This window comes from Janthinobacterium aestuarii (genome assembly GCF_051380835.1).
Classification (GTDB): domain Bacteria; phylum Pseudomonadota; class Gammaproteobacteria; order Burkholderiales; family Burkholderiaceae_D; genus Janthinobacterium; species Janthinobacterium aestuarii.
Genome location: NZ_JBNYXU010000001.1, coordinates 1,111,200 through 1,127,045, shown reverse-complemented (window position 1 = coordinate 1,127,045; position 15,846 = coordinate 1,111,200). Strand labels below are relative to the sequence as shown.

At 66.3% G+C, this 15,846-nt stretch carries 10 protein-coding genes; 6 read left to right on the top strand and 4 right to left on the bottom strand.

Annotated features, from left to right (window positions below):
- Positions 1–81: 81 nt before the first annotated feature.
- From ACQ4WO_RS05005 to ACQ4WO_RS04995, 3 genes are read right to left on the bottom strand one after another with little or no spacing between them, the layout of a single operon-like run.
- A complete protein-coding gene (locus ACQ4WO_RS05005) occupies positions 82–1,527 on the bottom strand; it encodes a LutB/LldF family L-lactate oxidation iron-sulfur protein (protein ID WP_436480461.1) in 1,446 nt (481 codons plus the stop codon).
- A complete protein-coding gene (locus ACQ4WO_RS05000; protein WP_436480460.1) occupies positions 1,524–2,240 on the bottom strand; it encodes a LutC/YkgG family protein in 717 nt (238 codons plus the stop codon). The genes ACQ4WO_RS05005 and ACQ4WO_RS05000 overlap by 4 nt, the downstream gene beginning before the upstream one ends.
- A complete protein-coding gene (locus ACQ4WO_RS04995) occupies positions 2,237–3,040 on the bottom strand; it encodes a (Fe-S)-binding protein (protein ID WP_436480459.1) in 804 nt (267 codons plus the stop codon). The genes ACQ4WO_RS05000 and ACQ4WO_RS04995 overlap by 4 nt, the downstream gene beginning before the upstream one ends.
- 140 nt (positions 3,041–3,180) lie before the next feature.
- Here ACQ4WO_RS04995 and ACQ4WO_RS04990 point away from each other — a divergent pair, with 140 nt between their 5' ends.
- The 6 genes from ACQ4WO_RS04990 (at position 3,181) to ACQ4WO_RS04965 (ending at position 9,524) form a co-directional block, all read left to right on the top strand.
- Positions 3,181–3,894, top strand: a complete 714-nt coding sequence (locus ACQ4WO_RS04990) for a FadR/GntR family transcriptional regulator (protein ID WP_436480458.1) — start codon at positions 3,181–3,183, stop codon at positions 3,892–3,894.
- Between the two features lie 106 nt (positions 3,895–4,000).
- Positions 4,001–4,414 carry a hypothetical protein gene (locus ACQ4WO_RS04985; RefSeq protein WP_436480457.1) on the top strand — a complete coding sequence of 138 codons (414 nt, stop codon included), beginning with the start codon at positions 4,001–4,003 and terminating at the stop codon, positions 4,412–4,414.
- A 240-nt stretch (positions 4,415–4,654) separates the two neighbouring features.
- Complete coding sequence (locus tag ACQ4WO_RS04980; RefSeq protein ID WP_436480456.1) at positions 4,655–5,446, top strand: TorF family putative porin; 792 nt, start codon at positions 4,655–4,657, stop codon at positions 5,444–5,446.
- 57 nt (positions 5,447–5,503) lie between these two features.
- The gene (locus tag ACQ4WO_RS04975; protein ID WP_436480455.1) at positions 5,504–7,594 is read left to right on the top strand and encodes a methyl-accepting chemotaxis protein; all 2,091 of its coding nucleotides are present in this window, start codon (positions 5,504–5,506) and stop codon (positions 7,592–7,594) included.
- A gap of 151 nt (positions 7,595–7,745) precedes the next feature.
- Positions 7,746–8,345, top strand: coding sequence for a hypothetical protein (locus ACQ4WO_RS04970; protein ID WP_436480454.1), 600 nt, complete (start codon positions 7,746–7,748; stop codon positions 8,343–8,345).
- A 135-nt stretch (positions 8,346–8,480) separates the two neighbouring features.
- Positions 8,481–9,524 (top strand): acyl-CoA dehydrogenase family protein, encoded by a 1,044-nt coding sequence (locus ACQ4WO_RS04965; protein WP_436480453.1) that lies wholly within the window; start codon positions 8,481–8,483, stop codon positions 9,522–9,524.
- 72 nt (positions 9,525–9,596) lie between these two features.
- Here the strand turns inward: ACQ4WO_RS04965 and ACQ4WO_RS04960 are convergent, their stop codons facing one another.
- Positions 9,597–15,722 carry an IPT/TIG domain-containing protein gene (locus ACQ4WO_RS04960; RefSeq protein ID WP_436480452.1) on the bottom strand — a complete coding sequence of 2,042 codons (6,126 nt, stop codon included), beginning with the start codon at positions 15,720–15,722 and terminating at the stop codon, positions 9,597–9,599.
- Between the last annotated feature and the right edge of the window lie 124 nt (positions 15,723–15,846).

Below are 15,846 nucleotides of genomic sequence, written 5' to 3'. Positions count from 1 at the left end.
CCGGTGGATGCGGGTTAAGTGAAAAAACGGCTTTTGATGTAATTGTGTGTAGCGTGTTTTTTGCGGTGCTCCGGGAACGGGCTATTCTTCCTGCCCCCGTGCATTGAGCAGGTCGGCCAGGCTGCGCGGCGCCGGCATCAAGGGCTTGCGGTGCTGCGTCCAGCCCAGCTGCGCGCGCGGCGTCAGCATGCGCAGCCGCGTGGCGGCCCAGCGGAATAGCCGGTAGCTGGCGGGGCGCGCGAAGGCGCCGCTCCAGAAGCGCCAGATCAGGCTTTCGCCGCGGCTGAACTTGGCGCCCTGCCCGCGCAGCGGATGGCTGACTTCCTCGTTCGGATTGCGGTTCGCTTCCGTGCGCAGGCGCACCAGCAGTTGTGGAATCGGAATGCGTACGGGACACACTTCGCCGCAGGCGCCGCACAGGCTCGATGCGGTGGCCAGATCCGCCGTCGCAGCTAGTCCCAGCAAGTGGGGCGAAATGATCTTGCCGATCGGCCCCGGATACGTGGTGCCGTAGGCGTGCCCGCCGATGCGCGTGTAGACGGGACAGTGATTCATGCAGGCGCCGCAGCGTATGCATTGCAGGGTGGCGCGCAGCTGCTCGTCGGCATAGGCCTGGCTGCGGCCGTTGTCGAGCAAGACCAGGTGCACTTCGCGCGGCCCATCTTTTTCACCGGCGCGGCGCGGGCCGGAAATCAGGTTGAAATACGTGGTGATGGCCTGGCCCGTGGCCGAACGCGTCAAGAGGCTGGCCAGCGGCACGATATGTTCGAGCTTGGCCACGACCTTTTCCATGCCCATGATGGCGATGTGCACATCCGGCACGGACGTCGTCAGCCGGCCATTGCCCTCGTTTTCCACCAGCCACAGGGTACCCGTGTCGGCCGCCGCGAAGTTCACGCCCGACAGGCCGATGTCCGCCTCGACGAAGGCCTGGCGCAGGGCGCGCCGCCCCGTCTGGATCAGGCTGTCGACGTCTTCCGTGTAGGGCGCGTCGGGAATATGCTCGGCGAACAGGCCGGCGATGTCGGCCTTGGTCTTGTGAATGGCCGGCATGACGATGTGCGACGGCTTTTCGCCGGCCAGCTGCACGATGTACTCGCCCATGTCCGATTCCAGGCACGTCATGCCGCGCGCTTCCAGGTAGCGATTGAGCTCGATTTCCTCGCTGGCCATCGACTTGCCCTTGATGAAGCGCGTCGCCCGGTTCCTTTCGGCGATGGCGTGGATGATGGCGTTGGCCTGCTCGCCATCCTCGGCCCAGTGCACCTGCACGCCGGCCGCCGTCAGCTTGTCTTCCAGCTGCACCAGCAAGTCGGGCAGGCGCGCCAGCGCATGCCGGCGCACGGCTTCGCCGATGTCGCGCAGGCGTTCCAGCTCGTCGCCGTCGGGGAATTGCGTCTTGCGCTTGTCCTGTAAAAAATCCATGGCGCCGCGAAAGCTCTGGCGCAGTTTCGGGTCGTCCAGCGCGGCGCGGGCGCGCGCATGGAAATCGGCCGGCTTGACGAATTGCAGGGGCTTGGCGTTCATGGCTGGCCTCCTTCATGAGCGGACAAATCATCGATGATCAGTACCCACAGCCAGCGCGGGCCGTGCGCGCCATAGGCCAGCGTCTGCTGGATATCGGACGTTTTCGAGGGACCGGACACCAGCACCAGGTTGGCCGGCATGCCGTCGCACCAGCGCTCGGCGCGCGCCGCCGCATGCAAGTCCACGTGCAGGGTGCTCGCATACATGAGGCAGACATGCAGGGGTGGCGCCAGGGACACCGTGCGCGGCGTGGCCGCATCGGGTGCGATGACCAGGGTGCCCGTGGCGGCGATGCCGGAACGCGCGATGGTGAAACCCGCATCGACGGTGTCGAACAGTTCACTTTTCCACTGCGCCAGCGGACGCGTGAAAGACAGCGTCTCCACCGCAGATGGCAAGGCGGCGCGCAAGGCCCGCCCTTCGGCGCTGCCGGTATCGAGCAGCAAACGGCGCACGCCGTGTTCACCGAGGCGCTGCGCCAGCAAGGCGGGCCAGACATCACTGCTTACACAGTCGACTTCCGCATGCGAAGCGCGCAAGGCGACCTGCATGGCGGCGATCCTGTCCCGGGCCGGCAGCGGCGCCGCGGCGCGGCGCGCCAGGTAGTGCTGGTCGATGGCCGTATCGATGAGCTCCACCGCTTCCGGTGCGGCGGGCGCGGCGGCGCGCAGGCGCCCCAGCATGCGTTCGCGGGCGGTCAGGATCGCGCTCATGCCGCGCCTCCCGTGCGGCGCCACAGGAAACTGGCCATATGCTCGACGGCCAGCGGCGCGCCCTGGTGCTGCGCGGCGTGGCCGATATTGAGCAGGCAGCCGCAGTCGGCCGAGACGAGCCGGTCGCAGCCCGTGGCGCAGGCCGAGGCGATCTTGTCGCTGACCATGGCGCCGGAAATATCGGGGTGTTTCAATGAAAACGTGCCGCCAAAGCCGCAGCATTCCGATTCGCGCTGGTGTTCGATGCGCGTCACGCCGGGCAAGGCGTCGACCAGGGCGACGCCGTGGGTGCGCGTGCCCATTTCGCGGCGCGCGCCGCACGAGGTATGCAGCACCACCTTTTCATCGGCCTGCGCTGCGGCGTCCATACCGGCCAGGTCGAGCTGCAGCACGCAGACGAGAAATTCGCTCAGTTCATACACGCGCTCGGCCAGTTCCGCCGCCTTGGGGCCGGCGACGGGATCGTCCCGGAACAGCTGCGGCCAATGGTGACGCATCATGCCGGCGCAGGAGCCGGACGGCACGATCACGGGCCACGGCTGCGCAAACAGGTCGAGCTGGGCGCGGGCCACGGCGCACGCCTGTTCCGGATTGCCGCTGCTGTAGGCGGGCTGGCCGCAGCAGCTCTGGCCGCGCGGATAATGCACCAGCAAGCCTTCCCGCTCCAGCAGGCGCACCGCGTCGAGGCCCGCCTGCGGCACGAACAGGTCGACCAGGCAGGTGGCGAACAGGTACACCTGCGGCGGTGGCGATGGATAGTGGCGCGGCTGGCGCGGGTCTGGCTGCGGTTCTGGCGGCATGGCTGTGTCTCCCCGGCGCTCTGTATGTTGCTGCGGCGCCGCTGTGTGTTGTTAAGAATGACCGGTTCACGCATAATTCCAGCTTCCGCAAGCCACTTCAAATTGCTCGGACCACTTTAAAACAACACCGGAAGACATCGATGGCGACAGGCATGCAAACGCGGGGCAGGGTCGAGATGGTGATGCGCAGGCTGGAAACGGCCCTGCTGGACGGCAGCTTGCCGGCGGGCGCGCAGTTGCCGGCCGAACGCCTGCTGGCGCAGCAATATGCAGTCTCGCGCAACACCGTGCGCGAAGCTGTGCAGCGGCTGGCGGCGCGGGACCTCGTGCGCAGCCGGCGCGGTGCCGGCGTGTTCGTGACGGATCAATTGCGCACCGGCATGGCGTCGCCGTGGAGCCAGCTGGTGGCCGACCACCCCGCCCTGCGCGACGACATCCTGGAATTTCGCCGCGTGCTGGAAGGAGCGACCGCCTACTTTGCGGCGCAGCGGGCCAGCGGGGACGAGCGCGCGCAGATCATGGCGTTGCTGGCCGAGCTGGAACAGGCGCGCGCCGGCGACGACAAGCACGGCGAGGCGCAGGCCGACGCGCGGCTGCATGAAGTCATCGCCCAGGCGTCGCACAACACCATGTTTTTGCACTTGCACACCAGCATCATCGGCATGCTGCGCGAACACATCACCATCAACGGCACGGGCTTGCGCCAGCAGGACGATGCCACCTCGCAGCACCTGCTGTCGCAGCACCGCACCCTGTGCGTAGCGATCTGCGCCAGCCAGCCGGAAGAGGCGCGCACGGCCATGCAAAGCCACATCGATTTCGTGCGCACGCGCGTCACCGGCGATGACGATTGAGGCCACCGGTAGGACCAATACTAGGATCAGTACCTAGGACCAGTACCTGCGCACAGCGGCCGCAAAAACTGCTAACATCGCGCGCCGCCCACTGATCCATCCTGCCATGACCGTCCTCGTCCACACCCATCCGCTGGTGCTCCAGCTGGAAAACGACTTGCTGCCCCTGTTCCGCGCCGCCCTGCCGCCACTTGCGGCCGCCGCGCCACGGGCGCTCGCCTCCGTCTTCGCCTTTTCCAGCGGCACGGCCAGCGCCTTCCAGGATTATCACTTCGGCGTTTCCTGTCTGCTCGAAGATGTACCCGACGATGCCCCGGAAGAAGTCGCCCTGCTCGTCAGCGTCACGGGCCTTGAGTCGGGCGCCCGGCTCAGCGCCCAGGTCGTCTGGGGCCAGCCTTCAGGCCAGGTGGAAATGCAGGCCGAACTGCAGGCAGATGACTTGCCAACCCTGCATGCCGCCCTGCCCCGCTTGCTGGCCGGCTTGCAACAGGCAGCCAGCCGTGGCGCACCAGTAATATGACAGGCGCATGAAAAAGTGCCAGGAAACAACAACTTACGCTTTCCTCCACGCAACTTTGTTGACTTCCACTAGTCCCAGCCCCTATCCTTTCAGTTACGTTTGGTGAGAATGTGTGCATGTTCATGCGAGCATGCAGGCGGCATCGCCTTGCCTCCCAAAAAGTCCATTCCGCATTTTTATTGCAACCATCAGGGCAACGCGCCTGAACGGCCGCTGCCAGCAAATACGGAGCTGACTGCCATGCCATCGCACCACCATTTTCCTGCCACGTCCTTGCTCGGCTGCCTCCTGCTGCTGGCCGCCCTGCCCGTGCAGGCGCAGACCACGGACAGCCCCGCCGCCACCTTCAGCGCCAATGTCAGCGTCACTTCGCAATACATTTCGCGCGGCTTTCGCCAGACCTGGGGCAAGCCGGCACTGCAGGCGGGGGCAGACTACGCGCACCCGAGCGGCTGGTCGCTGGGCACGTGGGCGTCCACCGTCAGCGACCGCTACATCGAGGATGCGACCATCGAATGGGACTTGTACGGCGGCTACAGCGGCACGGTTGGTGAGCTCGCTTACAGCGTGCTGGCCTACTATTACAAGTATCCGGGCGCCGTCTACCGCGCCACGGGCGTGAAGTACGACTATGGCGAACTGTCGCTGGGCCTCAGCTACAAGATGCTGTATGCAAAATATAACCATACCGTCACGCCGGATTTCTTCGGCATCACCAATGCGCGCGGCACCGGCTACCTGGACGTGGGCGCGAATGTCGACCTGGGCAATGCCTGGACCTTGAATCTGCACGCCGGCAATGGCCGGGTGGCGGGCACGGGCAACGCCATGTGGAACTGGCGCGACGCCAAGATCGGTGTCACCCGGGCCTTCGACGGCGGCTGGAGCGCCAGCGCCGCCGTCACGCGCGCCTGGGGCGCCACCGATGCCTACGACCATTACACCCTCGGCATCCCGAATGCGGCCGGCCAGTTCGACACGTCGAACCCCGCCGCGGCCACCTTCGTGCTGGCCATCAGCAAGACGTTCTAGGCGCGCCACCCGCGACGCCCATGACACCAATACCCCTCCCCATCAAGGAACAGCATCATGCAACTCTCACTGAACAGTAAAATCTGCGTCGCCGCCACCGCGCTCGCCATCCTCAGCCTGGGCGTCACGGCGGCCGTGATCGGCTACAAGAGCAGCGCCAGCGCCGAAGCGGCCGCGCTGGACCTGGCGCGCACGTCGGCGCGCGAAGTGGCGGGAGCATTGCAGGCGCGCATCGCCAGCAACCTCTCCAGCGTGTCCAGCCTGGCCGGCGCCATGCGCGGCACCAAGAGCGCCAGCCTGCCCCTGCAGCGCGAGCAGATCAATGAACTGACCAAGGCGACGTTGACCAGTTCGGAAGACTTGCTGGGCTCGGCCGTGACGTGGGAGCCGAACGCGCTCGACGGCAAGGATGCGGAGTTCGCTCACCAGAAACCGTACTACGACGCCAGCGGCCGCTTCATGCCCTACTGGACACGGGGCGCCGGCGGCAAGCTGCAAGTCGAACCCATCGTCTTCGACCCGAAACCGGGGGCCAACGACTGGTATGACGTGCCCAAGCGCACCGGCAAGACTTACTTCACGGAACCGTACATCTACCCCGTCGACGGCAAGGATGTGCTGATGGCCTCGCTGGTGGCGCCCATCATGATCGATGGCAGCTTCAAGGGCGTGGCCAGCGCCGACTTCATGCTTACGCGCCTGGCGAAAATCCTCGCCGACCTGAAAGTGATCGAGGGCGGCAAGCTGGCCCTGATCTCGAACGGCGGCCTGTACGCGAGCCACCCCGTGCCCGAGCGGCTTGGCAAGAAGGCCGACGACGTGCCGGCCGCCGGCCTGGAAAAAGTGCGCCAGGGCCAGTCGTATGAATACGAGGACGACAAGGGCTACATCCATTTGCTGCAGCCGCTGCAGATCCACCCCGATATCGCGCCCTGGAGCGTGGAGCTGAATTTCCCGAAAAGCGTGGCCACGGCCTCGGCGCGCGACCTGATGATCTACACCCTGATCGTCGCCCTGCTGTGCGCGGCGGCCACGGCCGGTATTCTGATTCTCGTCGTCAACCAGCTGACGCGTCCACTGCGTACCCTGGGCCGCACCATGACGGACCTGTCGAGCGGCGACGCCGATCTGCGCGTCAAGCTGGAAGTCAAGGGCACGGACGAGCTGGCCGTGATCGGCAAGGGTTTCAACGCCTTCGTGGAAAAGATCCATGCCGTGCTGCTGCAAGTGCAAGCCAGCGCCGACAACGTGGCCCGTGCCAGCGCGGAAATTGCGCAAGGCAATAACGACCTGTCGGCCCGCACGGAACAGCAGGCCAGTTCGCTGGAAGAAACGGCCGCTTCGGTGGAAGAGCTGACGGGCACGGTCAAGGAAAACGCCGACCATGCGCGCCAGGCCAATCAACTGGCCGCATCCGCATCCAGCGTGGCGCAAAAGAGCGGCGAAGTTGTCGGCAAAGTCATCGAGACGATGACGTCGATTAACGACTCGTCGAACAAGATCGTCGACATCATTTCCGTCATCGATGGCATCGCCTTCCAGACGAATATCCTGGCCCTGAACGCGGCCGTGGAAGCGGCGCGCGCGGGCGAACAGGGACGCGGTTTCGCCGTCGTCGCCACCGAAGTGCGCAACCTGGCGCAACGCTCGGCGGCGGCGGCCAAGGAAATCAAGCTGCTGATCGACGATTCCGTCGGCAAGGTGGCGGCCGGCAGCAAGCTCGTCGATGAAGCGGGCGCCACCATGGAACAAGTGGTCGACAGCGTGCGCAAGGTGACCGCCATCATGGCCGACATCAGCGTCGCCACCAACGAGCAAAGCGACGGCATCGCCCAGGTCAACCAGGCGCTGGCGCAAATGGATGGCGTGACGCAGCAAAACGCGGCCCTCGTCGAGGAAGCGGCGGCCGCCGCCGAAAGCCTGCAGGACCAGGCCAGCCATCTGGCCGAGGTGGTCAGCGTCTTCAAGCTGGGCGAGCAGGTGCGCCAGGCTGCGACGTCGGCAACGCCAGCAGCCACCGTGGCAACGCCGCGCGCCGCGACGCCAGGCACTCCCGCGCCAGCCAAGCGCCTGAGCGTTGCCAAGCCGCCAGCGGCACCACACGCGCCAGCCAAGGCACCGGCGGGCGATGACTGGGAAGAATTTTAAGAAAGACGCTATTACATCAAGAAAAAGCGGGATGGTGCCATTAATAGCCTGCGGTATGCAGGACGGTGAGTATTCGTGAGTTTTCAGAAAGAAATGTTTCCTATAATCATGTGCGCTCACGGCACGCCATTTTGCCGATTATAGGAAACACATGAAAAAGACCCTGGTAATTCTCGCCTCTTCGACTCTCCTGGCAGCTTGCGGCGGCGGCGGTGGTTCATCAAGCGACGCTGGCCCGAGCGCAGCCCCCTTGTCCGTGTATGCGGGCAACTGGCAAACACCGTGCGACGACCATGAACTCGATTCGCTGACCATTACGGCCAAGACCGATGGCAGCCTGGAAGTGGCCACCAAGTCCGAGTACTTCCTGATGGCAAACTGCAGCGGTACGCCAGTGGCCACGCAAACGACGACCGCCAATCCCACCGTCACCTACACGGGCTCGGCGGACACGCCTATCAAGCTCAGCGACACTGGCGCGACGACGACCGTGCGCCTCGACAAGATCAATGTCACCGTGCCATCGTACAAGCTGGCGGTCACGGGTTCCGGCGTGAAGTATGGCATCGAGCAAGGCCAGGGACAATGGTGCTTCAGCACCAGCGCCACCTCGAGTACCTGCATCCACGACACGCCTGCGGAACCGGCCACCACCAATGCCGGCGGCATCTACATCAGCGGCAATACCTTGTACCTGCTCTCGCCGGTCGGCAATACCTACATCGCGGACGAAAGCTATACGCGCAAGTAAAGAACGCGCATACGCCAAGCAAGCAAGCCACTCCAGGCGCAACCCGCGCGGTTGCGCCGTTTCCAGCCCCAATGTGCAGAACCGAACATACATGCTCATGACGGAAAGCTAAGCTCCTGAAAAAAGGAGCTTGCCATGTCGTCCATCGCCCTTTCCCATCCTGCCGATACGGATTTCAGCCACGCGGCATTGAGCGCCCTGCTGCGTCCGCACGACAGCCCGTTGCCGCCCCTGCAAGCCTTGCGCCGCCTGCAGGAGCGGGGGCTGGACCAGCTGCCCCTGCCCGGCCACGGCGCCACCCTGCGGCGCTGGCAAATGCTGGCCGCCATCGCCGCCATCGACCTGTCCCTGCTCAAGCTGTATGAAAGCCATACCGATGCGCTCGCCATCCTGGCGGAAATCGACGCCCCCGGTGCGCCGGCCGGCAGCCGCTGGGGCGTGTGGTGCGCGGAACTGCCGGGCGCGCGCGTCACGCTGCAGCAAACGGCGGATGGCCGCCATGTGCTCGATGGCCGCAAGGCCTGGTGTTCCGGTGCGAGTGACCTCAGCCATGCATTGATCAGCTGCTGGAATGCCGAGGGCCAAGCTTGCCTTGCCTGCGTGGCGCTGTCGCAGCCGGGCGTGCACGTCACCGATGAAGGCTGGCACGCCGTCGGCATGGCGGCCTGCGACAGCGTCGACGTGAGCTTTTCCGCCGCGCGCGCCTTTCCCGTCGGGGCGCCGGGCGCCTATCTTGAGCGTCCCGGCTACTGGCATGGCAGCGCCGGCATCGCGGCCGCCTGGTATGGCGCCGCCTGCGCCATCGCCGGCCACCTGCACGCGCGCGCGCAGCACGCCGCCCCCGATCCCGTGCGCCTGGCGCAACTGGGCCAGATCGACTGCGCCTTGCGCGCGGCCGGCGCCCTGCTGCGCGAAGGCGCCGCCGAGATTGACGCGCATCCGCAACGCGATGCGATGGCCCTGGCGCTGCGCCTGCGCCTGGCCGTGGAAGACGCGGCCACCCTGGTCCTGCACCTGGCCACGCGCGCGCTGGGCGCCGGTCCCCTGTGCCGCGATGCCCATTTCGCGCGCCTGGCGGCCGACCTGCCCGTCTTCCTGCGCCAGAGCCACGCGGAACGCGACCAGGCCGTGCTGGGCGGCATCGTCGCCGGCGCGCAAGAACATCCGTGGACGCTGTGACGCGCGCGGGCAAAAAAATCGCCGGACCGGATGGATTCCGGGCCGGCGATCAGCGCTAACTTGGCCAGGTGATTACTTGAGCGGCATGGCGATACCGAACATCACCGACTGGGTACGTCCGCTCTCCATACTCAGATTGCTGTTGTAGTCGACGGTGATGGTCATGCCGTTCGACAGCAGCAGCTTGACGCCCAGGCCCGCCGCCCAGTTGCCCGTCTGTTGCGGCACCGTGCGGATCACGTACACAGGGCCGTCGGCCGCCAGGTCGGCATAGGCCAGGCGCGCATCATCGGCGCCCTGGAACTGGTGACGGTACTCGAGCCGCGCGCGCGGGAACCACGTGCCCAGGCCGCCCACATAGATGCCCTCGGCCCGCACGCCGAGCGCGCCGATGCGCGAACGCACGGTCTGCTTGAAGTAGCTCAGGGCATTGATGCCCGCCGCCTTTTCCGTGTACGGATCGAGCTTGGCCGACATCAGTTCCACGCGGCCATACGGCGACCACATCCAGGTTTCCTGGCGCATCTCGATGCCGCCCACCAGCGCGCCGAACACCTGCTTGCCGTCGCGCTCGCCCGTGGCGAAACCGCTGCCATCGGTGAGATAGCGCGATGCGTCGTACTGCAAGGTGCCGTAGCCGAGCACGCCGTCAAGGAAGACGCCCTTGCTCGGGCGCAGGCTGCCATACACGGCCGCCACGGCGCTGTCGGCCGTGCTGCGGCTGCCGTTCTGGCCCACGTCGCTGCGGTCATGGCTGAAACCGGCGCCGACGCCCACGGTTGCCAGGTCGCTGAGGCGGTAATCGCCGCCCACGCTCACGCCGTTGGTGCGGAAGCGGAAGCCCGTCTCGCGGCCGTTCACATAGTGCTGGCCGAAGTCGACCGCGCCGCCGAGCCACAGAGACAAGGCCTGCTTCTGCGTGTCGGGCTTTTGCGGCATGTCCGGCAAGCCGCTGGTGGCACCGCTGACGTCGGCCTGCTGCCGCGCATCGCTGCTGAAACCGGCGTCACTCGGGCGCAAGGCCGCCTTGCGCATGAATGGTTTGACGGCCGTGCCGAACACGCGGTCCGCTTCGTCCGCCTGCCAGCGCGCCAGCGCCGCCGTCGGATTGCCGCTGTCGTTCGGCGGCGTCAGGCTCAGGCCAAAGCTCGACCTTCCCCAGCCATCGCCATGCAGACTTTCCAGGCGCTGCGTGAAGTTCGACAGCTGCGCGCTGGCGAAACGCCGCGCCGCATCGGCTTGCGCCGCCTGCAAGCCGATCACTTCCGGATCGACCGACGGGTCGCGCCGCGCCGTCACGGTCACGTTGACCACGCCCGGTTTCGAGGTGGCAAAGGCATTGCTCAGGGTGTAGCTGACGACGGCCGCGCCGGCGAACTTGCCCGAGGCCGCAAAGCTCAGCTGGTACGACGGCTTGCCGGCCGTGCCCACGTCGCGCACCACCACCTTGCCCGCCTCGGCCGGCGCCACGCTCAGCACATTCGCCGCCGTGAACGGGCCGCCCGTGGCGCCCGCCGTCAGGTCGACAGTAACCGTCAGGCCGGCCACCACCGTAGCGCTCTGGGTGAGCACTTGCGGCATCGGATTGACGCTGATGGTCGATTTGACCGGCGCCGAGGTGCCGAACGCGTTCGACACGGTATAGCCGATGCTGATGTCGCCGCTGGTATTGATGCCTGGCGTGTAGACGATGTCCATGCCATTGACCACCGCCGTGCCGCTGGCAGGCTGCGTGGTGATGGCCACCGAAGTGAACGGACCGCCCGTGGCCCCTTCCGTCACGTTCAGGGTCACCGGCGTGCCGGCCAGGACCGTGGCCGTCTTCGCCACCGGCACGGGGACAGGCTGCGGCGCCACCGTCACGCTGACCGTCGCCGGCGCGGATGTGCCGCCCGGGCCCGTCGCCGTGTAGCTGAAGGCGTCGGGACCGAAGTAGTTGGCATTCGGCACATACGTCACCTTGAAAGCGAGATTGCCGCCGCCCGCCGCGCCGCTCGACACCACCGTGACGGTCCCATGCTGCGGCGGCGTGACGATGGTCACCGCCGTGATCGGGCTGCCATCCGTGGAAGCGATGGTCAAACTCACTTCCTGGTTGGCCGAGGTCGTCGCCGTTTCATTGGGCACCGGCGGCGGCGCCTGGTTCACCAGCAAGGTCAACGCCTGCTGCACCGTGAACTGGTTGGCATCCTTGGCTTGCAGGGTAAAGGCATAACTGCCCGCCACCGTCGGCGTGCCGCTGACGATGCCGCTCGCCGCGTCGAGCGCCAGGCCGGTGGGCAAGGCGCCGCCGCTCACGGAGTAGGCATACGGCGCCACGCCGCCGGCGGCCGTGAAGGTCTGGCTGTAGGCGTCGCCGACACGGATGGCCGCCAGGCTGGCCGGCGTCAGGGTCAGGGTCGGCACGCCGACCACCAGGGTATAGCTGTTGGTCGCGCTGAACGGCGCACCCGTGCCCGTGCTGCTGTCCGTGACCTTGATGCTGAACGGGAAGCTGCCCGTCACATGCGTCGTGCCGGACAACACGCCGGTGGCCGTGTTCAGGCTCAGGCCCGCAGGCAGCGAACCAATCACGGCGAAGCTGTATGGCGCCGTGCCGCCCGCCGCCGTCAAGGTCGAACTGTATGCCACGGTGGCCGTTGGATTCGCAAGGCTCGCTGGCGTCAGCACCACCGCCGCGGAAGAAACGGACAGGTTATAGCTCTTCGCGCCCGTAAACAGATGCGCATCCGTGACGGTCACGGTGAACGGGAAGCTGCCGGCCGCCGTCGGCGTGCCGCTGAGTGCGCCGCTGCTGTTCAGGCTCATGCCGGCAGGCAGGCTGCCCGCCGACACGGCGTAGGAGTACGGTCCGCTACCGCCGCTGGCACTCAATTGCTGGCTGTAGGCCACGCTGATCTGACCCGCCGGCAAGGAAGCCGGTGTGATGTCCATGGCCGACGAGACGGTCAACGTATACGTTTGCGTCGCCACAGTATTCACCCCGGCAACGGCAGCCTGGGTAACGGTGATGATGCTGCTGCCAGCGGTGACCGGTGTGATGATGCCGCTCGCGCTGACGGTCGCCACGCCGGGATTCGAGCTCGCATAGCTGAGGGCGCCATAACTGCCGCCAGTCAGGGTGGATGTCGCCGCATTGGTGAAGCTGTTACCCAACGGTACGGAGGCGGCCGTCGGTGTCGCAAACGTCAGCACGCCGGTAGGAATAAACGTAAATTGGTCCGCCGCGCTGGTGGCACTGGTGCCACCAGCGGTGGTCACGCGCACGTCCACCGTACCCGTGCCCGCTGGCGCCGTCGCCGTGATCTGCGTCGCGCTGTTGACGGTAAAGCCGGGAGCTGCCGTCGCGCCAAAGGTCACCCCCGTCGTGCTGGCAAAGCCCGTACCGGTGATGACGACACTGGCGCCGCCGCCGACCGGTCCGAAGGCAGGATTGATGCCGCTGACAGTGGGCGCCGAGACATAAGTGAACTGGTCCGCCGCGCCGGTGGCGCTGGTGCCACCCGTGGTGGTGACGCGCACGTCCACCGTGCCGGCACTGCCCGCTGGCGCCGTCGCCGTGATCTGCGTGGCGCTGTTGACGGTAAAGCCGGTGGCCGCAGTGGCGCCGAAGGTCACCGCCGTCGCGCCGCTGAAACCCGCGCCGCTGATGGTAACGCTGGTGCCACCTGCCGTTGGCCCGGCCGCGGGCGAAATGCCGCTCACCGTTGGCGGTCCGATATACGTGAACTGGTCCGCCGCGCTGGTGGCGCTGGTGCCGCCCGCCGTCGTGACGCGCACATCAACCGTACCGCTGCCACTCGGCGCCGTCGCCGTAATCTGCGTGGCGCTGTTGACGGTGAAGCCGGTCGCCGACGTAGCGCCGAAGGTCACCGCCGTCGTGCCGCCAAAGCCCGTGCCCGTGATCGTCACAGTGGCGCCGCCAGTGGAGGCGCCCGACGTGGGCGAAACGCTGCTCACCACCGGTGCCGCTACATACGTATATTGATCCGCCGCGCTGGTGGCGCTGGTGCCGCCCACCGTCGTGACGCGCACATCCACCGTGCCCGTGCCCGGCGGTGCCGTCGCCGTGATTTGCGTAGCGCTGTTGACCGTGTAGCCGGTCGCCGCCGTGGCGCCAAAGGTTACCGCCGTGGCGCCCGTAAAGCCCGTGCCCGTGATGATGACAGACGCGCCACCGGCCGTGGGGCCCGTCGTGGGCGCAATGCTGGTGACCGTTGGCGTGCCGATATACGTGAACTGGTCCGCCACGCTGGTGGCGCTGGTGCCGCCCGCCGTCGTGACGCGCACATCGACCGTGCCGCTGCCACTCGGCGCCGTCGCCGTGATCTGCGTGGCGCTGTTGACGGTAAAGCCGGCGGCCGCCGTGGCGCCGAAAGTCACGGCCGTCGTGCCGCTAAAGTTCGAACCGGTGATGATGACGGTCGTGCCGCCGGTGGCCGGACCCGTGGTCGGCGAAATGCTCGTGACCACCGGTGCCGCCACATACGTATATTGATCCGCCGCGCTGGTGGCGCTGGTGCCGCCAGCCGTGGTCACGCGCACGTCCACCGTGCCCGTACCGGCTGGCGCCGTCGCCGTGATCTGCGTGGCGCTGTTGACCGTAAAGCCCGTCGCCGCCGTGGCGCCGAAGGTCACCGCCGTCGTGCCGCCAAAGCCTGTGCCGGTGATGGTGACGGTGCCGCCGCCAGCGGCCGGGCCGGCCGTGGGCGAAATGCTCGTCACCGTCGGCGCCGCCGCATAGCTAAACTGGTCCGCCGCGCCGGTGGCGCTGGTGCCGCCCGTCGTGGTGACGCGTACGTCGACCGTGCCGCTGCCGCTTGGTGCCGTCGCCGTGATCTGCGTGGCGCTGTTGACCGTGAAGCCGGTCGCTGCCGTGGCACCGAAGGTCACCGCCGTGGCGCCCGTAAAGCCCGTGCCCGTGATGGTGACGCTCGTGCCGCCGGCGGTAGGACCTGCCGTGGGCGAAATGCTGGTGACCGTCGGCGCAGGAATATACGTGAACTGGTTGGCGGCATCGGTGGCGCTGGTGCCGCCATCTGCGGTAACGGTCACGTTCACGGTACCGGCACTGCCGGCTGGCGACGTGGCGGTCATGGTCGTGGCATTGACGACGGTAACGGCGACGCCATTGTTGGCGCCAAACTTCAGCGCCGTGACGCCCGTAAAGCCGGTACCGGTAATCGTGACGGCCGTGCCGCCAGAGGCTGGGCCGGACGCGGGCGACACGCCGGTGATGGTCGGCGGCGGCTGGGCGTTGATCACCATGGAATAGCTGCGCGACGTGTTGTACGGTCCGTTGCCGCCCGTGACATCGGTCGATTTGATCACAAAGTTATAGGTGCTCATCGCGCTGGGCGTACCCGATAACAAGCCGCTGGAGGACAGGCTCAGGCCCGGTGGCAAACTGCCCGATTCCACTACATATGTATAGGGCGCGGTGCCATTCGAGGTGGACATCTGCTGGCTGTACGGCGTCGCCAAACCTCCCGCAGCCAGGGTGGTGGGCGTGATGGACAAGATCGGTACGGCGATCGACACGGAATAGTTCTTGGTGACCACCTGCGGCGTGCCTGCCGTCGAATCGGTGACCTTGATGCCGAACACATAGGCGCCGGTAGCCGTCACGGTGCCGGAAATCACGCCGCTCGGCGATACGCTGATACCAGGCGGCAAGGTGCCGGAATCGAGCGCATAGCTGTAAGGAGCGACGCCGCCACTCGACGACATGGCCTGGCTGTAAGATGCGCCGATCACGGGCGCGGGCAAGCTGCCCGGCAACACCGTGAAGGCGGCCGCCGCGGGCGCGACTGTCACAGTGAAAGTCACCTCCATGCTATCCTCGTCCAGCAGGATAAAGCTGTCGGACAGCGCCCCGTCGCCATTATTGATATAGGTGGAGATGCCATTGCTGTTATTGACGAGGCCTGTAATCGTGCCGTGCAAGGGCGTCGCATTATTGTCAACCAGGCCGAATCCGCTGCAAGCCGACAGGTCGATGATATGCGAGCCGCCCGAGGCGACTGAAAAACTCTGGCTGGCCGTACATTTCACGCTCGGCGCGGCCTGCGCCGGATTGGCGACGAACGCCAGCATCAGCAGGCACAGCGAAGCAAACCATTGCCCGAAACGGGAAAATACAGCGAGCAGGATAAAAAGTGCGGGACGGCCGATGGCGTCGTTGCAAATTCGCAACATAGCTTCTCCAATACAGAGTTTTCAAGACAAAAATGAAGGTGATTTCAGGCCGTCAGCGCTGCCCATTCCGGGCTCTTCTACAGTGCCAACATATGTTGACGCTTGCCATATGACAACGTATGCT